Consider the following 18,446-nt stretch of genomic DNA (forward strand, 5'->3'; position numbering starts at 1 on the left):
GAGAGGCATGGCAGGTTTTATCCCGGGACAACGCTGGGTTAGTGACAGCGAATCGGAACTGGGACTGGGCACAGTCCTCTCTCAAGACGACCGGCTGGTGGTGGTACTCTATCCCGCCAGCGGCGAGACTCGTCATTACGCATTACGCAATGCGCCACTGACCCGGGTGCGATTCAGCCCCGGCGACAGCATCAGCCACCACGAGGGCTGGAGCATCACCGTCAACGATGTTGGTGAAGAGAATGGCCTGCTGGTCTACACCGGCCTGCGCGAAGATGGCAGCGAGACGACCTTCGCAGAAACCATGCTCGACAACTTCATTCAGTTCCGCCTGGCCAGCGACCGCCTGTTCGCCAGCCAGATCGACGCGTTGCCCTGGTTCAGCCTGCGCCATGAGAGCCTGCGGCACTTCTGCCGTGTACAGCGCTCGCCGCTGCTCGGGCTCGCGGGGGTACGTACCCAGCCGATTGGCCACCAGTTGCACATCGCCCGCGATGTAGCCGATCGCATGGCTCCACGGGTATTGCTGGCTGACGAGGTGGGGCTGGGTAAAACCATCGAAGCCGGCCTGGTGCTGCACCGCCAGATTCAGACCGGGCGCATTCGCCGGGTACTGATCGTGGTGCCGGAGAACCTGCAGCACCAGTGGCTGGTAGAAATGCGCCGTCGCTTCAACCTGCAGTTTGCCCTGTTTAATCCCGACCGCTGCGAAGGCGCCGAGGAGAATCCGTTCGAGGAAGAGCAGCTCGCACTGATCTCTCTGGAATACCTGTTGGAAAACGATGAGATCAGCGATTACCTGCAGCAAACCGACTGGGACATGCTGGTAGTTGATGAAGCGCACCACCTGGTCTGGGACGAAGACAAACCCAGCCCCGAGTACCAACTGGTCGAAAGCCTGGCGCGGCAGATCCCCGCCGTGCTGCTGCTCACCGCCACGCCCGAACAGCTGGGCCAAGCCAGCCATTTTGCCCGCCTGCGCCTGCTTGACCCGGACCGTTTCCACAGCCTGCCTGAGTTCATCGCCGAAGCCGAGCGCTATCAGCCGGTTGCCGATGCAGTACAGCACCTGCTGGAAGCCGACCAACTGACCGACGCCAATCACAGCGCCATCGTCGACTGGCTGGGCAATGGCGCCGAGGCGCAGTTGGCTGCACTGAGCCAGCCCGGTACCGCAGCGGACGAGGCGCGCGACAGTCTGGTGCGTCAACTGCTTGATCGGCACGGCACCGGTCGCGTGCTGTATCGCAACACCCGCGCTGCCATCTCGGGCTTTCCCGAGCGTCAGCTACACGCCTATCCCCTGCCCTGCCCTGCGCTTTATCAGGACCTGGAAGGCCGCGTTGCGCTTTACCCCGAGCAACCGCTGCAAGCCGATTTTGATGCCGCCGACACCCTATGGTGGCTGGAAGATCCGCGCGTAGAGTGGCTGATCGATACCCTGAAACTGCTCAAGCGCAGTAAGGTACTGGTAATCTGCGCCCACGCCGAAACCGCACTTGATCTGGAAGACGCCCTGCGCGTGCGCAGCGGCGTACCCGCTACGGTATTCCATGAAGGCATGAGCATCATCGAGCGGGACCGCGCCGCCGCTTTCTTCGCCGACGAGGAGTTTGGTGCCCAGGTGATGATCTGCTCGGAGATAGGCAGCGAAGGCCGTAACTTCCAGTTCGCGCATCATCTGGTGATGTTTGACCTGCCGAGTCACCCCGACCTGCTCGAACAGCGCATTGGCCGTCTGGATCGCATCGGCCAGCGTGAAACCATTCAACTGCACGTGCCCTACCTGGAAGACACCGCTCAGCAGCGCCTGTTCGAGTGGTACCACCTGGCACTCAACGCCTTCCAGACTACCTGCCCCGCCGGCAACGCGCTGCAACACCAGTTCGGCGGCGCCTTGCTGCAGCAACTGGATCATCCGGACACCAACGCCTGGGAAGCGCTGCTGGAAACCGCACGCAACCAACGCCTGGCCACCGAACAGGAGCTGCACAACGGCCGCGACCGCCTGCTGGAACTGCATTCGCGCGGTCACCAGGATTCCGAGCAGATGATTGAAGCCATCGAGCAGCAGGACAACGACTTTCAGCTGCCGATTTATATGGAGCGGCTGTTTGACGTCTTCGGTATCGATAGCGACGACCACTCCGACAACGCGTTGGTGCTGCGCCCCGGCGAGCGCATGCTGGACGCCGGCTTCCCATTGGGCGATGACGAAGGCGTGACCATCACCTACGACCGCGAGACGGCACTGACCCGGGAAGACATGCAGTTCCTCACCTGGGAGCATCCCATGCTGCAGGGCGGCATGGATCTGGTGTTATCCGGCAGCATGGGCAACAGCTCGGTGGGCCTACTCAAGAACAAGGCACTAAAACCCGGCACCATGCTGCTGGAGTGCATCTACGTCTGCGAGGCCATCGCCCCGCGTGCCCTGCAACTGCAACGCTACCTGCCACCTACGCCGATTCGCTGCCTGCTGGATACCAACGGCAACGATCTGGCCGCCAAGGTCAGCTTCGACACCCTGGATGCGCAAGTGGAGTCACTGCCGCGCCAATTGGCCACGAAGATCGCCAAGACCCAACGCGAGCCGGTGGAAAATCTGCTTAAACATGCCGAAGCCGCCGCTCAAGGGCAGCATGAACAACTGGTGCAGGAAGCACGCACCCGTTTCAGCCGCGAACTGGATGAGGAAATCCAGCGGCTGAAGGCATTGCAGGCGGTGAACCCACTGGTGCGTGAGGATGAAATCAGTGCGCTGGAGCGCCAGTACGAGCAGGGCAACCACGTACTGCAGCAGGCAAAACTGCGGCTGGATGCCATCCGTGTGCTGGTAGTTGGCTAACATCCCCTCGCGATTCAAGCCCCCCCGGCGTGGGAGTCGGCTTCGGCCGGCTCCTGCAGCGGACAAACCAACCCGAGAAAGCGCTGCAGAGAATCGGCCTTGGCCAAGGCGTCGCGACGCCCCAGCGCAATCAACTCCTGACAATATTCCGCTTCAAACAGCAGGTAGCTGAGCACACTGCCGCCCGAAGCTCGCGTTGCCCCACTTCCCCGCAGGAACGCGCGCAGACTGCGCGGCATCGCCTTGCGGTGCCGCGCAGCAATCAGGTTCAGTGGCTCGCTGGGCGAAATAATCTGAACCTCCACCTGCCGCACGCCTTTGCCAGAATGCCGCGATCCGGTCGGCAAATACCCGGCTAGGCGGTTCATTCTCTCCAACAACTCGACATCGGCTTCGAGATTATCGACAAAGGTACTGCTCAGCAGATGACCGCCAATCTGTGCCAGTGTCGGCGGCAAGGCGGCGCGCAGCCGCGGGCCACGGCGGCCTCCGGCCGGCTGATTCGACAGGTTGTCGGACACGCCGATCACCAGCACCCGGTTGGCGCCCAGGTGCAGCGCCGGACTGATCGGCGCCTGTTGCCGCACAGCGCCGTCGCCAAACCACTCGCGGTTCAGTAACACCGGGGGGAAAACCAGCGGAATAGCGGAAGAGGCCATCAGGTGTTCCAGCCCCAAGCGTGTTTGCACGCCAACTCGACGATGCCTCGCCCAGGGGGAGATACGCTCCTGCCCCTGATAAAAGTTGACCGAGTCAGCCGATTGATAACCGAAAGCACTAACCGACACAGCCCTAAGCACGCCGCCCCTCAAGCTGTCGTCAATCTGACCGAACTTGAGCGTGTGCTCCAGCAGCTCGCGCAAAGGCGCATTATCAAGCAGCGCGGTCGGCTGCTTGCTTGGCATACCGAAAAGATTGGCCTTGGCCCAACGCCACGCCTGCGCGGTGACACCAAACCAATCGCTGCGATAGACCTGTTCGCAGCGAAAGGATGACCAAACCTCCTGCAGCCGCGCCACCCCTACCCCGAAGTCGCGCGCGTGGCTGGCCAGCGCCACTGCATTGATCGCGCCCGCGGAAGTGCCACAGATAACCGGAAAAGGATTGCTCGCCCCTTCCGGCAGTAACTCGGCAATCACTGACAGCACGCCAACTTGATAGGCTGCTCGCGCGCCGCCACCGGAGAGAATCAGGCCGGTACAGTCGCTGGGTCGCTGCATGTGCATCAGCGACGGCTGCGGCGACGACGCCGGCCGCGCTTGGCGTAGGGTCGCGCCACACCTTCCGGGCGCGTCTTGAAACGTCGATGCACCCACATGTACTGCTCGGGCTGCTCGGCAATCGCCTGCTCTACCCATTGATTGATGCGCAGCGCGTCGGCGGTATCATCCCCACCAGGGAAATCCTGCAGCGGTGGATGAACGATCAACTGATAGCCCTGTGCATTCGGCAGGCGACGCTGGGTAAAGGGTACTACCTGCGCCTTACCAAGCCGCGCAAAGGTACTGGTGGCCGTCACGGTCGCTGCCTCTACGCCAAACAGCGGAACAAACACGCTGGCCTTGCGCCCGTAGTCCTGGTCTGGCGCATACCAGATTGCCCGGCCGCTGCGCAGCGAGCGCATCATACTCCGTACGTCTTCACGCTCCACCGCCTTGGCATCGCGGTTATGGCGCTCGCGCCCGTGGCGCTGCACATAATCAAAGGCAGCGTTGCGGTGCTCGCGGTACATACCGTCGATGGTAACCACCTGCCCCAGCAAGGCCGCACCAATTTCCAGGGTGGTGAAATGCAGCGACATCAGTACTACGCCCTGCCCCTTGGCCGCCGCACTCTGCAGGTGCTCGATACCTTCTATATGCGCCAGCTTCGCCAAGCGGCGCTTGGGCCACCACCAAGCCATGGCCATCTCGAACAGGGCGATGCCGTTGGAGGCAAAATTTTCGCGCAGGAGCTGCTCGCGCTGCAGTTCGTTCATTTGCGGGAAACACAACGCCAGATTGACCCGCGCCACCTCACGGCGCTCTGCCATTAACCAGTACATCAGTTTCCCAAGGATGCGGCCCAATCCCAGTAACAGCGGATACGGCAGTTGCACAACCAGCCACAACAGCCCAAGACCCAGCCACAATAACCAGTAACGAGGGTGCAATAAGGCTCGGGTAAAAACCGCGTGATCCATTGAGATGTCCATTTGCGCAAAAACCACATTCTAACCAAGCCGCACACGGCTTGCGATCAGCGTAGTCAATCTATATAAGTGTGCCCATTATTGCGAAACGGAAAGATCATGACTGCTGACACCACTTTGGACCTGCTCGACAACGACCCGGTATTTCACCTCAAGGGCGGCATGCTGACCATGACGGTTGTCGAACTGGCGCGCCTGTCGCATGACCATTTTGCGCGGCAACTGGCCGAAAAGGTCGAGCAAGCGCCCAACTTTTTTGTTGATACGCCGGTCGTAATCGCGCTCGACAAACTGGCTGACAAAATCGATGGCGCTGCCCTTAAAGCCCTGCTAGCCACCTGCCGACAGCACGGGCTGCAACCAGTCGCACTGCGCGGCGGCGAAGATTTCCGCCCGCTGGCACAAAGCGCGGGCATGGTTCTGATTCCGGTTGGGCGTCAACGCGAAAAAGTGATCGAGACACCAGCGCCGGCGCCCAAGCCAGCGCCAACTGAAGCCCCTCAACCGGTGCTCAGCGGTGGCAAATTGATTACCGAACCGGTCCGCTCAGGCCAGCAAGTCTACGCCCGCGGCGGCGATCTTGTCGTAATGGCGCCCGTCAGCGCTGGCGCCGAGCTGCTGGCTGACGGTCATATTCATGTCTATGGCCCGCTGCGCGGTCGCGCCCTTGCCGGGGTGCAGGGCAATACCGAGGCGCGTATCTTCTGTCAGAACCTTGAGGCCGAACTGGTGTCTATCGCCGGACAGTACAAGGTCGCAGAAGATCTGCGCAAGGAACAGCACTGGAAACAGGCAGTACATATCACTTTGGCCGGTGACAGCTTGAAGATCACCAGCCTTTAACAGATACTGTTCAGCCATTCGGGGGCGCCCGCCAAACGTGGCTTACGGCCAACATCTGGGCTCCGCCAAGACAGCATTTTTTCGCGGTGCACGCAGCATTTTCAGCGCCGCACTCCACCATTAGAGAAATTCGACAGGAAGGTCATTTTGGCAAAGATCATCGTCGTCACATCAGGCAAAGGCGGGGTGGGCAAAACCACCACCAGCGCCGCCATCGGTACCGGTTTGGCACTGCGCGGCTTCAAGACAGTCATCGTCGACTTCGACGTAGGGCTGCGCAACCTGGACCTGATCATGGGCTGCGAGCGGCGCGTGGTGTATGACTTCGTCAATCTGATCAACGGGGATTCGAACCTGAATCAGACCCTGATCAAGGACAAGCGCTCCGACAACCTGTTTATCCTGCCGGCCTCGCAAACCCGCGATAAAGACGCACTGACACCCGAAGGCGTCGAACGTGTGCTGAACGAGCTGAAGGAGACTTTCGACTATATCGTCTGCGATTCGCCTGCCGGTATCGAGAAAGGCGCCCATCTAGCCATGTACTTTGCCGATGAAGCCGTCGTGGTCACCAACCCCGAGGTCTCCTCGGTACGTGACTCCGACCGCATGCTGGGTCTGCTGGCGAGCAAATCCAAGCGCGCCGAAGGTGGCGAGAAGATCAAGGAGCACCTGCTGCTGACCCGCTACAACCCCGAGCGGGTTGAAAACGGCGAGATGCTGTCGGTCAGCGACGTCGAAGACATCCTGTCGATCCCGCTGCTGGGCGTTATCCCGGAGTCCCAGGCGGTATTGAAGGCCTCAAACCAAGGCGTACCGGTCATCATGGATGACAAGAGCGACGCGGGTCAGGCCTACGCCGATGCCGTAGAGCGCCTGCTGGGTAAGGACATGCCACACCGCTTCCTCGAACTGCAGAAGAAGGGGCTGCTGCAGCGCCTGTTCGGAGGTCGCTAAATGAGCATCTTCGACTACTTTCGCGACCGCAAGAAGCCGGCGACGGCTTCTATCGCCAAAGAGCGCCTGCAGATCATAGTCGCCCACGAACGTGGCCAGCGTAACCAGCCTGATTACCTGCCACAGCTGCAGCAGGAAATCATCGACGTGATCAGCAAGTACGTGCAGATTGATCGCGAGCAGGTGCATGTGGCGCTCGATAATCAGGATGACTGCTCCATTCTCGAGCTGAACATTACCCTGCCGGAACGCCCCTGAAGACTATGCGCCACCCGGCATCGGGTGGCGCAGCGGAACCACCATGCCCCTGACCGACATCGGCATCCTGCACCAGGATCCCGCTTTTCTGATCGTCAACAAGCCAACCCTGCTGCTCTCCGTACCGGGCCGCGCTGACGATAACAAGGATTGCCTGATCACCCGCCTGCAAGACAACGGCTACCCCGAGGCGCGCATAGTGCACCGCCTTGACTGGGAAACCTCCGGCCTGCTGGTGATTGCCCGCAACCCCGACGCTCATCGCGAACTGTCACGCCAGTTTCATGATCGCGAGACCGAGAAGACCTATATCGCGCTGTGCTGGGGGCAACCGACAACGGATTCCGGCCACATCGACCTGCCCCTGCGTTATGATCCACCCAACAAGCCGAGACATATCGTCGATCATGAGCTGGGCAAGCACGCGCAGACTTTCTGGCGGATAACCGAGCGACACCAGGATTACTGCCGCGTCGAGCTGACGCCGATTACCGGACGTTCGCATCAATTGCGTGTGCACATGCTTGCCATTGGCCATCCACTACTGGGCGACCGTCTGTACGCCCATGAGCAGCCGTTGCAGGCTTGCCCGCGTCTGGCACTGCACGCAGCGCGACTGGTCATCAGCCACCCGGAAAGTGGCGAACGCCTGGCCTTCGAGTGTCCCAGCCCCTTTTGAATCAACCTGCCCTTCAGGAGTCCGGCATGTCGAACACCGCCTTGAATCAGGACCTGGCCGACTTCATCAGCCAGTCACCCACGCCCTTCCACGCGACCGCCAGCCTGCGCCAGCGTCTTCTGGACGCTGGCTACACCGCACTGGATGAACGCAACGACTGGCAACTCGAGCTAGGCGGCAAGTACCTGGTGACGCGCAATGGCTCCTCATTGATTGCTTTTCAACTGGGCGGTGCCGACGCCTTTCAGCGCGGTATCCGTCTGGTAGGCGCACATACCGACAGCCCCTGCCTGCGGGTTAAGCCACAGCCAGAGCTGAACCAGCAGGGCCTCTGGCAACTGGGTGTCGAGGTCTACGGCGGCGCCCTGCTCGCGCCCTGGTTTGACCGCGACCTGTCGCTGGCGGGCCGCGTCAGCTTTCGGGATAACGCAGGACGTATCTCCAGCCGCCTGATCGACTTCAAGCGTCCGATCGCGGTCATACCGAGTCTGGCGATTCACCTCAACCGCGGCGTCAACGACGGTCAGCCGATTAACGCTCAGACGGACCTGCCGCCAGTACTGGCGCATAGCCTGGACCCAGCCCGTGATCTACGTGGCCTGCTGGCCGAGCAACTCAAACGCGAACACCCTGATTGCGCCGATGCCGCCGTACTGGATTACGAGCTGAGTTTCTACGATACCCAGCCACCTGCCACCATAGGCCTGGACAACGACTTCTTCAGCGCTGCCCGTCTGGACAACCTGCTGTCCTGCCACGTCGGGTTGACCGCACTGCTCAACGCTGAGAGAGAGCAAGCCTGCCTGCTGGTTTGCACCGATCATGAAGAGATAGGCTCCAGCTCATGTTGTGGAGCCGACGGGCCGTTTCTGGAGGATGTGCTCTGCCGCCTGATACCCGACGCCGCCCAGCGCGTGCAGGTCATTCAGCGCTCGCTACTGGTGTCGGCGGACAATGCACACGCCGTGCATCCCAATTACGCGGCAAGGCACGACGAAAATCATGGCCCTAAGCTCAATGCCGGGCCCGTGATCAAGATCAACGCTAACCAGCGCTATGCCACCAACAGCGAAACCGCCGCTTTCTTCCGTGAGCTGTGCACTGCGGCCAAGGTTCCGGTACAAAGCTTTGTGGTGCGCAGTGACATGGGGTGCGGTAGCACCATCGGCCCGATCACCGCCAGTCGCCTGGGCGTGCGCACCGTGGACATTGGCGTACCGACCTTTGCCATGCACTCAATCCGCGAACTGGCGGGCAGCCGCGATCCAGGGTACCTGGCCGAGGTACTGCGCTACTTCTTTAACAGCGCGCAGCTTATCTAGCGGACCTGGCGGCAACAAAAAACCCCGCCGTGCTCTGGGAGCACGGCGGGGTTTCTCTTTCCAGATCAGACTTCGCGCAGCAGTATGACCTTGCCGATGACCTGATCGCTGGCCAACTCATCGAAGGCCGCAGAGGCATCCTCAAAGCTGAAGGTTTTAGCCACGAGCGGTTTGAGTTCACCCTTGGCAAACAAGGGCATCAGACGCTGCTCCATATCTGCCAGCAGGGTCGCCTTGAAATCAGCATCGCGGGTTCGCAGGGTAGAGCCAATCAGACGCGTACGCTTGACCAGCATCTTGGCCAAGTCGAGCTTGGCCTCGCGACCACCCATCAGACCGATCAGCACCCAGCGGCCATCAACAGCCAACAGATCAAGGTGATCTGCTGCGTAGTTGGCGCCCACCGGGTCAAGCACCACATCAAAGGGACCTTCACTCTGCAAGGCAGCGATTCCACCCTGACGCAGTGCGCCACCTTCTGCGCCCAGCGCGACGCAGGCATCGAGTTTGTCCTGGCTGCCCACCGTCACCCAGCAGGGATTACCCTGTGCCTTGCACAACTGAATGGCAGCCGTGCCCACACCACTGGCGCCCGCGTGAATCAACACCTTCTCACCGGGCCGCGCGTTGGCCAGCTCGAAAATATTTAGCCAAGCCGTACTGAACACTTCCGGAATCGCGCCAGCTTCCGCCCAACTCAGGTTGGGCGGCACCGAGAGCAGATGACGTTCGTCAACGACCACCTCCTCCGCCATGCCGCCACCGGCCAGCAGCGCGCATACACGATCGCCAACTTGCCAACGGGTGCCTTCGGCGACTTCAATGACTTCACCCGCACATTCCAACCCCAGCACGCTGGTAACACCTGCGGGTGGCGGATACATACCGGCCTTCTGCAACAGGTCGGCGCGGTTCAATCCCGCGGCCATAACCTTGACGCGAACCTGACCCGGCACCAGCTTTTCCGATGTCTGCTGCTGCCAAACCAGTGCTCCGCCCTCGGCTTGCAATCCTCTCACGCTGCCTCCATAGTTCATTCAATAGGTGAATACAGGCGGGAACTCAGTGCCCCGCACAACCTCTATAAAGCATACTCTCTCCGGATACGATACCCCAGATGAAAGGTTCCAACACTCTGCGCCAGTCTTGCCTGATAGCTCTGATGACCTTCAGTGCCACTACCTTTGCCGCAGACAAGGCAGTCCCGCTTGACCTTGATCAGCTGCAGCCCACACGAGATCAGGTGGTTGCCAGCCTGAACACGGTCGAGTTGCTGCGTCGCCATCACTATAATCGTACCCGGCTTGATGACGCCCTTTCAGCCCAAGTGTATGACACCTACCTGAAACACTTGGATGAGCAGCGTAGCCTGTTTACCCAGCAAGACATCGACAGTTTTGCGGAGAACCGTCTGCGCATGGACGACCTGCTGCTCAGTGGTGATCTGAGTGTTGGCTTTGCAATGCACAAACGCCAGCTGCAGCGCCTGGAACAGCGCTTGGAGTTTTCGCTTGAGCTGTTGCAGAACCAGTTGTCCGACCTCGACTTTTCGTCCGATCAGGACATCCTGGTAGACCGTGAAGACGCCGCCTGGGCGAAGAACGACGACGCCCTGCATCAGCTGTGGCGTGCCCAGCTGAAAGATGAAGTGCTGCGCCTGAAGCTGTCAGGCAAGAGCCTTGACGACATCCAGAACCAACTGATCAAACGCTACAAGGGCCAGCAAATTCGCGTCAGCCAAACCCGTTCGGAAGACATCTTCCAGAATTACATCAACGCCTTGGCGCAGGTCTACGATCCGCATACCCAGTATCTGTCTCCGGAAAATGCTGAGAACTTCGACATCAATATGAGCCTCTCGCTCGAGGGCATCGGCGCGGTTCTGCAAAGCGATAACGAGTACACCAAAATCATGCGTCTGGTGCCGGCCGGTCCGGCTCAGCGTAGCCAACAGCTCGCTGCCGCTGACCGCATCGTAGGCGTTGCCCAGGCCGAAGATGAAATGGTTGACGTAATTGGCTGGCGACTGGATGAAGTGGTCAAGCTGATCCGCGGCCCGAAGGGCTCCAACGTGCGCCTGGAAGTCATTCCGGCCAGCAACCCTCCGGGCGACATGAGCAGCAAGGTGGTCAACCTCACCCGAGAGGCCATCAAGCTTGAGGATCAAGCCGCCAAATCGCGGATCATCGATCTTAAAAACCAGGGTCACGATTACCGCATCGGCGTAATCGACCTGCCGGGTTTCTATCTCGACTTCAAGGCCTACCGTCAGGGCGATCCCGATTACCGCAGCACCACCCGCGACGTCCGCCGCCTGCTGGAAGAGCTGGAAAAGCAGAAGGTCGATGGCGTGGTACTCGATCTGCGCGACAACGGCGGCGGCTCGCTGCAGGAAGCCACCGAACTGACCGGCCTGTTTATCGATCAGGGCCCCACAGTACTGGTTCGCAACACCGAGGGTGACGTACAGGTACTTGACGACCCTGAGTCTGGCGTCACCTATAACGGTCCCCTGGCCGTGCTGGTCAACCGACTATCAGCATCGGCCTCAGAGATTTTCGCTGGCGCCATGCAGGACTATGGCCGCGCCTTGGTGATCGGGGAGCCGACCTTTGGCAAGGGCACGGTACAGTCGATTCAGCCGCTCAATCACGGCGAACTGAAATTGACCCTGGCCAAGTTCTACCGCGTCTCCGGCCAGAGCACCCAGCACCGCGGCGTAGTGCCGGACATCAGCTATCCGTCACTGCTCGACAGCAAGGAAATTGGTGAGAGCGCCCTGCCCCACGCGATGCCCTGGGACACTATCCCGCCAGCCCGCTACAACAGCAGTCAGCAGCTCAAACCCTTTGTCTCACAGCTGCAGAAGAGTCACGAGGCGCGCGCCGCCAATGACCCCGACTTCATCTATACCTTGGCGCGTCTGGGCCTGGATGATGAGATAAAGGGCCGTGAGACCCTGCCGCTGAACGAGGCCAAGCGCAAGCAGCAGTTGAATGACTACGAGTCGCGTCTGCTGGTAATGGAGAATACTCGCCGCGAAGCCAAGGGTGAGGAGCCACTGGCCTCGCTGGAAAAAGAAGACCCGGCGGATGAGGTTGCGTTGAACAGCAACGACGCAGACAAGGAACCGGACGCCTTCCTGGTGGAAACCGGGCAGATCCTGGTCGACCTGCTGCAGCTGGAACATCAGGTCGCCAAAGCGGACTGAACTCTCCCTGACAGCCTTCGCTGTCACTGTTGTGTCATTTACTGATGGCACACTGCCCCGGTCAGGACAACTGCCCGCCAGTGTGCCCCATCAGCGCATCGCGGGCTGCCAGGACGGCAACAATCCATCGCCTGGGATCACCAATGACCGTTTCCGAACAACGCCAAGCGCTGCTCAACATTCTCAACCGCGGTGCGGTTTCTACCCTGTTCCAGCCGATCGTCTCCAGCCTGGAGCAACGGGTTATCGGCTTTGAGGCATTGAGCCGTGGTCCGTCCGACAGCCCCCTGCACTCACCCCTGACACTCTTTGCCGCCGCCCGCCATCACGGCATGCTTACCGAGCTGGAAATGCTCTGCCGCAGCCGCGCCATCAGCCGCTTTTGCGCCTTGAGCCTACCGGGCAAACTGTTCCTCAATATTTCCCCTGAAAGCCTGCTTGAGCAACAGCACTATTCCGGCGGCACGCTCGCCTTGCTAGAGTCCAGCGGACTAACACCCGATCGCGTCGTCATCGAGCTGACTGAACAGGCGCCGATCGACGATGTCTGCCTGCTGCAGACCGCGCTGCATCATTATCGTGACATGGGCTTTTCCATCGCCCTGGATGATCTGGGTGCCGGTTACTCAAGCCTGCGACTCTGGTCCGAACTGCAACCGGAATACGTGAAAATTGATCGCCACTTCGTTGACGGCATCCATCAGGACCCCATCAAGCGCGAGTTCGTCAGCTCCATCCTGCAGATGGCCAAAGCCTCACGCGCCCAGGTGATTGCCGAAGGTATAGAGCAGGCCGAAGAACTGGCAGTGCTGGAGGAAATTGGCATCGACTGGGTGCAAGGCTACTGGCTAGGGCGCCCGGCCAATATTCCTGACGTAAACCCCGAGCAGCTCGCCCAACGCCTGAACCAGCACCGCGCCGGTGGCAACGATGACGCCCCCATCCACAGCCTGCTACTGCCGATCCCCGGGATACATGAAAGTACCGCAGTACAGAAAGTACTCGATTGTTTTCAACAGCAGCCAACGCTCAATACGCTGGCCATTCTCGATGACCACCAGCGCCCTATCGGGGCTATCCGGCGGCATGCGCTGAGTCAGACCATGCTCAAGCCGTTCGCGCAGGAGATCTATAGCCGCAAGCCGATCCGCAAGCTGATGGACGCCGATTGTTTGCTGGTCGATATACGTCAGAGTCTGCAGCGCGTTAGTCGGCTGTTGACCAGTCGCGCACGGCAGCGTTTGGAGGATGACTTCATCATCATCGATCAGGGCATTTATCAGGGTCTCGGCCGCGGCATCGACGTATTACGGCAAATCACCGAACTCAAGCTGCAGCAGGCCAGACACGCCAATCCGCTAACCCTACTGCCGGGCAATATCCCCATTCAGCAATGCCTTGAGCGTCTGCTGGAGCAGAAACTGGAGGCCCAGCTCTGCTACGTAGATCTGGACAACTTCAAGCCCTTCAACGACCTATACGGCTACGGCAAGGGTGATGAGCTGCTGCTCGCCTTGGCCCAGCTGCTACGCGAGCTCTGCGACCCGCAAAAGGACTTTGTCGGCCACATTGGTGGTGACGATTTCATGCTGGTCATGCGCAGCCACGATTGGCGGGAGCGTCTCAGCCAACTTGATCAGCGCTTCCAACGGCTCTGCCACAGTCTGTATCGCCCTGAGCACATCGAAAGCCAAGGTTTCAGTGCACCCGACCGCGAAGGACACTGGCGCAAACACGACCTGCTCAACCTGTCGATCGGCGTGCTGCAACTGCGCGGTCAGCACATGCACGGGCTGGATCCGGCACTATTGGCAGAGCATGCCTCGCGCGCCAAGCATGAAGCCAAGAAGACCCGAGGGTTCAGCGTCGCGCTCGCCGGCACGCTAGAGCAAATCGACAGCGGGAGTCCTGCAGAGCAGGCCGCAGTGCATTGCCAGTCCCGCCAATGCGGCAATAGGCTAAGCTAACAGCAGCGCGACTGATAACGGGTTTGCTGTGACACCAACGACTTTACGACTGGCCTTGGCCAGCCTCAGCCTGATAACACTGCCTTGCCTGAGCGAACCACTGCTCTGGGGCTACTCGCCCTCCGATCCACCACCTTATGTGCAGCTCCAGGGCAACGAACTGCAGCCCAGCCTGACCCGTACCATTGGTGAAGCGGTGGCGGACGCCACAGGGCGCGAGGTGCACTTTATTGCTACGCCCAATAACCGTATCGACGAGTCCCTCGCCATTGGCCGCATTCACATCATCTGCAACACCCTGCCCGACTGGCTGAGCGCTCCCGAACAGCTACTCTGGACTCAGAGCCTGTACGAAGATGCCGACGTCGTCATCACCCGCCAGGCACAACCGGCACCAAACTCACTGGACGAACTGCAAGGTGCTATCGTCGGCACCACTCTGGGCTACCATTATTCGCCTGCCATCACCGCAGCATTCGATCAGCAGGCGATGACGCGCCATGATGTCCGCGACCTGCCAACGCGCCTGAAAATGCTGGAACGCGAGCGCTTGGACGCAGTGATCGACCTGCGTCGGGCGGTGACTCACGTACTGCCAGAGAATCAGTCGACCTTTCACATCAGCCAGTGGGAAGTTGAACATTTTTCTCTACGGTGTGCCGTGGCTAACCCCACCGAACTAGACCACCAGAAACTCGTCCAGCAGATCGATGAGATGATCAATACCGGACAGATTCAGGAAATAGTGACGCGCTTCGATTAACCCATCCAGCAAGGCCGCGGGTTACGCTAGCTTACCCACAGTTCCTGTGGATAAGTCTGTGCAAAAAAACAGGAAAAGTGTCTCAAACGCCCGTAAGAAAGCGCCTCCAGACAAAGAGGATAGTTTTTAACCAGAGAAAAAATTGATATTTTTCAGCCAGTTACAAACCCTGCAACGGATCATAAAAAAACGGGGAAGTAAACAAAAAGTGTTACCGCAAATTGTGCATAAGGGTAACACTTGAGCACCCGAGGCCCTTGCCTCGGGCGTTGGGACGTGTTACCGCGATTATTCCTGACGCGGGTTGATGGAGATCAGCTCCATCTCGAACACCAGAATAGAGTTCGGCGGGATAACGGGGCTGGGACTGCGCTCGCCGTATGCCAGCTCGCTTGGCAGCGTCACTTTCCACTTGTCACCCACGTGCATCAACTGCAGCGCTTCCATCCAGCCAGGGATGACGCCATTGACCGGCAGTTCGGCTGGCTCGCCACGCTCAACCGAGCTGTCGAAGACGGTGCCATCAACCAGCTTGCCTTCGTAATGCACAACAACCACATCGTCTGCTGCCGGCTGCGGGCCGTCGGCATCGCCAGCGCTCAACACTTCGTATTGCAGACCTGAGTCTGTAGTGGTCACGCCGTCTTTGGCAGCGTTCTCTTCCAGATACTTCTTGTTAGCCTGGACGGCTTCGTCAGCCAGACTCTTGGCCCGCTCCTGAGCGCGCTCCTGCAGGGTGTTGAACGCCGCTGTCAGCTCTTCGTCGCCTACGCGGTGCTCAGCTTTCGCCAGGGCATCTTCCAGGCCCAGAGCCAGGGCCTGCGCGTCAATGTCATCCAGGCCGTCCTGTAGCAGGCTTTGACCCATGTTCAAACCAATACCATAGGAGGCTTGCTGGATGGGGGTAGTGAGTTCTGGTTCCTTTTCACAACCGGCCAATACAAGAACACCGACTGCAACACTGACTGCCAGCAGATTACGCTTCATGCTTACCTCAATCGACAGGCCCAAGCTGGGCGGAATAAAGCGATCAGCTTAACAGGGCTTGGAGGGTCAGGCTACTGGATCAGAGACAAACAAACAGACAGAATCATGCAGTGATAACTGCTACACGATTAGGAAAAATAATGGGGAAATCTTGGGGGGGAAATGGCGCAGCGGACGGGACTCGAACCCGCGACCCCCGGCGTGACAGGCCGGTATTCTAACCAACTGAACTACCGCTGCGCTATATACCTCGAGTGGTGGGTGATGACGGGATCGAACCGCCGACCCTCTGCTTGTAAGGCAGATGCTCTCCCAGCTGAGCTAATCACCCGTTTGCTCTCGAAGTGGGGCGCATTCTAGGCAGCTTTTCCGGTTATGGCAATACCTTTTTCAAAAAAAAATCAGCCTATTTCAATATCTTATTCATCCGCCCCGTAAACACTGGTTGTTGCGCAAGGCCTCAGGCAATATTGCTCGTTTTCTCGGGCCAATCAGCCCCCGGTAACAACAGAAGGACAGCATCATGTGGTTTCGTAATCTCCTGCTCTATCGCTTCAGCCAACCGATCCCTTTCAGCGAAACCGATTTGCTGGAGGCGCTGGAAGAGAAACCCTCGCGCCCTTGCGCCAGCCAGGAAACCCACACCCTGGGTTGGACCACGCCCTACGGTCGGCACTCCGAGAATCGTCTGGAATCCAGCAACGGCTATTGGCTCATCGCCATGCGCAAGGAAGAACGCATACTGCCCGGTAGTGTGATCAAGGAGGCGCTGGCAGAAAAAGTCGAGGAGATCGAAAACCGCGACGCCCGCAAGGTGTACAAGAAAGAGCGCGACACTCTCAAGGACGAGATCGTCATGTCCCTGCTGCCGCGCGCCTTTACCCGTACGCAAACCACTTACGCGTGCGTCTGCCCGGCCGAAGGCTGGATCGCCGTCGACAGCTCCAGCCACAAGCGCGCTGAAGATCTGCTCAGCCTGCTGCGTGAGTGTACCGGCACCCTGCCCGTTCGCCCGCTTAACGTGAAGATGGCGCCCGCGGCGTGCATGACCCAGTGGGTGAAGGAAAGCAGTGCGCCGGAGCAGATGGTGATCGGCGATGAGTGCGAGCTGCGCGATACCAGTGAAGACGGTGGCGTTGTACGCTGCAAACGTCAGGACCTGGCCAGTGACGAGATCCAATTGCACCTTTCTGCCGGCAAACAGGTCAGCCAGCTCGCCTTGCAGTGGCAGGAGAAGCTGAGCTTTAGCCTGGACGACAAGCTCACCGTCAAGCGGCTGAAATTTGAAGACCTGCTGCGTGACGAAGCCGACGACAACGCCGGAGACGACATGGCCAGCCAGTTGGATGCCAGTTTCAGCATCATGTCGAGCACACTCAGCGAACTGATTCCCGCGCTCACCAACGCCCTTGGCGGTGAAGATATTCCCCAGGGAATCTGAGCAAAACCAGTGCCGGCGCGGTCTGCGAAAAGCTATCCACAATATCTGTGGATAACTTTGTGGATAGCTTGTATGAACAGCGCGCCGAGCCAAGCCTACTGGGGCAATAGTTCAAAATGATCATTTTTTAACCTGTATTTTTATTCAATTAAATCAACAGGTTAAAAATTCATCGCCGTATTTCAAGCACTTACAGCACTATCTTACCGTTCTATGACGGGGCGCCCCGTATCTGTGCACAATGTCAAGGATCCACGCCCCGAACAGGAGCAAAAAAGCACCTCTATCTGCAGCAAAAACTCTTGACCTGCGTCCGCTCACCTGACCCAAGATAACGCCACACGGGCCGGCTCAGTCGGTGTTGCCTAGCCAGTGCTGAGCTTCGACTGCCGCTTTGCTGCGCGGGTAATACTTGGTCAGATAACGCAAGCGTGCCTCACCACGATCCTGCTGGCCGGTTTCAACATCCAGCATGGCCAGGTTGTATTCGGACTGGGCCATGCCCTCAAGCAGCGTTTCCAGACGCGGTACTATCTCGCTGCGGTAGGCGGAATCGGGATAACGCCGAATAAAGCCAGACAGTTGCGCGTGAGCTTCGCGCCCCAAACGCAAGCGTTCCCGATCATCACCAGCAGCCATCTCAAAGCGCGCAAAGGGCACCATGGCCTGCAGGTAGGCAGCATAATCCTGATAAGGCGCTTCCGGATGCCGTTTTGCAAAGTCCTTCAACACCAACTCCAGCGGCGCCAAGTTGCCCTGCTGCAGGCACAAATAAGCGGCTTCCAAGTCCAACTGCGCATCGTTCAATTGGTGAACCTGTTGCGCCACGTTCATATCACACTGCCCCAAACCCAGACGCGCCCGGGCATCGGCAATGGCTGCAGTCTGCTCCTGCTGTTTGACTGTCGAGCTGGCACAACCTGCCAGCCCAAGTACTACCGCCGTAATCAAGAGCCCACGCATCTTGCATACTCCCGTG

15 protein-coding genes and 2 tRNA genes are annotated in these 18,446 nt (G+C 59.4%); 10 read left to right on the forward strand and 7 right to left on the reverse strand.

Annotation, left to right across the window (positions count from 1 at the left end; all coding sequences use genetic code 11):
- The first annotated feature begins 7 nt into the window (after positions 1 to 7).
- Complete coding sequence (gene rapA / locus V7747_RS00350) at positions 8 to 2,848, forward strand: RNA polymerase-associated protein RapA (protein WP_335614087.1); 2,841 nt, start codon at positions 8 to 10, stop codon at positions 2,846 to 2,848.
- Positions 2,849 to 2,862: 14 nt separating this feature from the next.
- Here rapA and V7747_RS00355 read toward each other — a convergent pair whose 3' ends face one another.
- Positions 2,863 to 4,074 (reverse strand): patatin-like phospholipase family protein, encoded by a 1,212-nt coding sequence (locus V7747_RS00355; protein WP_335614088.1) that lies wholly within the window; start codon positions 4,072 to 4,074, stop codon positions 2,863 to 2,865.
- Positions 4,074 to 5,030 carry a lipid A biosynthesis lauroyl acyltransferase gene (locus tag V7747_RS00360; RefSeq protein ID WP_335614089.1) on the reverse strand — a complete coding sequence of 319 codons (957 nt, stop codon included), beginning with the start codon at positions 5,028 to 5,030 and terminating at the stop codon, positions 4,074 to 4,076. The genes V7747_RS00355 and V7747_RS00360 overlap by 1 nt, the downstream gene beginning before the upstream one ends.
- A 108-nt stretch (positions 5,031 to 5,138) precedes the next feature.
- On the opposite strand from V7747_RS00360, the gene minC reads away from it, so the two are divergent.
- The 5 genes from minC to V7747_RS00385 all read left to right on the forward strand — a co-directional run bounded on the left by minC (position 5,139) and on the right by V7747_RS00385 (position 9,098).
- Positions 5,139 to 5,882 carry a septum site-determining protein MinC gene (gene minC, locus V7747_RS00365; protein ID WP_335614090.1) on the forward strand — a complete coding sequence of 248 codons (744 nt, stop codon included), beginning with the start codon at positions 5,139 to 5,141 and terminating at the stop codon, positions 5,880 to 5,882.
- A gap of 147 nt (positions 5,883 to 6,029) precedes the next feature.
- On the forward strand, positions 6,030 to 6,839 hold the full coding sequence (minD, locus tag V7747_RS00370; RefSeq protein WP_092288216.1) for a septum site-determining protein MinD: 810 nt from the start codon (positions 6,030 to 6,032) through the stop codon (positions 6,837 to 6,839).
- Positions 6,840 to 7,097 carry a cell division topological specificity factor MinE gene (gene minE / locus V7747_RS00375; protein ID WP_092288215.1) on the forward strand — a complete coding sequence of 86 codons (258 nt, stop codon included), beginning with the start codon at positions 6,840 to 6,842 and terminating at the stop codon, positions 7,095 to 7,097.
- Positions 7,098 to 7,140: 43 nt separating this feature from the next.
- Positions 7,141 to 7,776: an RluA family pseudouridine synthase gene (locus V7747_RS00380; protein ID WP_335614091.1), complete on the forward strand. Its 636-nt coding sequence runs from the start codon at positions 7,141 to 7,143 to the stop codon at positions 7,774 to 7,776.
- Positions 7,777 to 7,802: 26 nt separating this feature from the next.
- Positions 7,803 to 9,098, forward strand: a complete 1,296-nt coding sequence (locus V7747_RS00385) for a M18 family aminopeptidase (RefSeq protein ID WP_335614092.1) — start codon at positions 7,803 to 7,805, stop codon at positions 9,096 to 9,098.
- Between the two features lie 65 nt (positions 9,099 to 9,163).
- Here V7747_RS00385 and V7747_RS00390 read toward each other — a convergent pair whose 3' ends face one another.
- Positions 9,164 to 10,117, reverse strand: a complete 954-nt coding sequence (locus tag V7747_RS00390) for an NAD(P)H-quinone oxidoreductase (RefSeq protein ID WP_442909160.1) — start codon at positions 10,115 to 10,117, stop codon at positions 9,164 to 9,166.
- A 98-nt stretch (positions 10,118 to 10,215) separates the two neighbouring features.
- Here V7747_RS00390 and V7747_RS00395 point away from each other — a divergent pair, with 98 nt between their 5' ends.
- The 3 genes from V7747_RS00395 (at position 10,216) to V7747_RS00405 (ending at position 15,039) form a co-directional block, all read left to right on the forward strand.
- Positions 10,216 to 12,309, forward strand: coding sequence for a carboxy terminal-processing peptidase (locus tag V7747_RS00395; RefSeq protein WP_335614093.1), 2,094 nt, complete (start codon positions 10,216 to 10,218; stop codon positions 12,307 to 12,309).
- Between the two features lie 143 nt (positions 12,310 to 12,452).
- Positions 12,453 to 14,276, forward strand: coding sequence for an EAL domain-containing protein (locus V7747_RS00400; RefSeq protein ID WP_335614094.1), 1,824 nt, complete (start codon positions 12,453 to 12,455; stop codon positions 14,274 to 14,276).
- A 28-nt stretch (positions 14,277 to 14,304) separates the two neighbouring features.
- Entirely contained in the window at positions 14,305 to 15,039 is a 735-nt protein-coding gene (locus tag V7747_RS00405; protein ID WP_335614095.1) for a substrate-binding periplasmic protein, read from the forward strand.
- Positions 15,040 to 15,327: 288 nt separating this feature from the next.
- On the opposite strand, the gene V7747_RS00410 is transcribed toward V7747_RS00405, so the two are convergent.
- The 3 genes from V7747_RS00410 to V7747_RS00420 all read right to left on the reverse strand — a co-directional run bounded on the left by V7747_RS00410 (position 15,328) and on the right by V7747_RS00420 (position 16,357).
- Complete coding sequence (locus tag V7747_RS00410; protein ID WP_335614096.1) at positions 15,328 to 16,026, reverse strand: FKBP-type peptidyl-prolyl cis-trans isomerase; 699 nt, start codon at positions 16,024 to 16,026, stop codon at positions 15,328 to 15,330.
- 163 nt (positions 16,027 to 16,189) lie between these two features.
- Positions 16,190 to 16,266: transfer RNA gene (locus V7747_RS00415), tRNA-Asp, on the reverse strand.
- 15 nt (positions 16,267 to 16,281) lie between these two features.
- Positions 16,282 to 16,357: transfer RNA gene (locus V7747_RS00420), tRNA-Val, on the reverse strand.
- Positions 16,358 to 16,549: 192 nt separating this feature from the next.
- Between V7747_RS00420 and rdgC the strand changes: the two genes are divergently transcribed.
- Positions 16,550 to 17,467, forward strand: coding sequence for a recombination-associated protein RdgC (gene rdgC / locus V7747_RS00425; protein ID WP_335614097.1), 918 nt, complete (start codon positions 16,550 to 16,552; stop codon positions 17,465 to 17,467).
- Between the two features lie 351 nt (positions 17,468 to 17,818).
- On the opposite strand, the gene bamD is transcribed toward rdgC, so the two are convergent.
- Positions 17,819 to 18,430, reverse strand: a complete 612-nt coding sequence (bamD, locus tag V7747_RS00430) for an outer membrane protein assembly factor BamD (protein ID WP_335614098.1) — start codon at positions 18,428 to 18,430, stop codon at positions 17,819 to 17,821.
- Positions 18,431 to 18,446 lie beyond the last annotated feature (16 nt).

Source organism: Halopseudomonas sp., from assembly GCF_036960865.1.
In the GTDB taxonomy this organism is placed as follows: Bacteria; Pseudomonadota; Gammaproteobacteria; order Pseudomonadales; family Pseudomonadaceae; genus Halopseudomonas.

Excerpts from the sequence above, each read along its gene's own strand:
- V7747_RS00355 (WP_335614088.1), bottom strand. The coding sequence starts at position 4,074 with ATGCACATGCAGCGACCCAGCGACTGTACCGGCCTGATTCTCTCCGGT.
- V7747_RS00395 (WP_335614093.1), top strand. The coding sequence starts at position 10,216 with ATGAAAGGTTCCAACACTCTGCGCCAGTCTTGCCTGATAGCTCTGATG.
- rdgC (WP_335614097.1), top strand. The coding sequence starts at position 16,550 with ATGTGGTTTCGTAATCTCCTGCTCTATCGCTTCAGCCAACCGATCCCT.
- V7747_RS00380 (WP_335614091.1), top strand. The coding sequence starts at position 7,141 with ATGCCCCTGACCGACATCGGCATCCTGCACCAGGATCCCGCTTTTCTG.
- rapA (WP_335614087.1), top strand. The coding sequence starts at position 8 with ATGGCAGGTTTTATCCCGGGACAACGCTGGGTTAGTGACAGCGAATCG.
- minE (WP_092288215.1), top strand. The coding sequence starts at position 6,840 with ATGAGCATCTTCGACTACTTTCGCGACCGCAAGAAGCCGGCGACGGCT.
- V7747_RS00360 (WP_335614089.1), bottom strand. The coding sequence starts at position 5,030 with ATGGATCACGCGGTTTTTACCCGAGCCTTATTGCACCCTCGTTACTGG.
- V7747_RS00410 (WP_335614096.1), bottom strand. The coding sequence starts at position 16,026 with ATGAAGCGTAATCTGCTGGCAGTCAGTGTTGCAGTCGGTGTTCTTGTA.
- bamD (WP_335614098.1), bottom strand. The coding sequence starts at position 18,430 with ATGCGTGGGCTCTTGATTACGGCGGTAGTACTTGGGCTGGCAGGTTGT.
- V7747_RS00400 (WP_335614094.1), top strand. The coding sequence starts at position 12,453 with ATGACCGTTTCCGAACAACGCCAAGCGCTGCTCAACATTCTCAACCGC.
- minC (WP_335614090.1), top strand. The coding sequence starts at position 5,139 with ATGACTGCTGACACCACTTTGGACCTGCTCGACAACGACCCGGTATTT.
- V7747_RS00385 (WP_335614092.1), top strand. The coding sequence starts at position 7,803 with ATGTCGAACACCGCCTTGAATCAGGACCTGGCCGACTTCATCAGCCAG.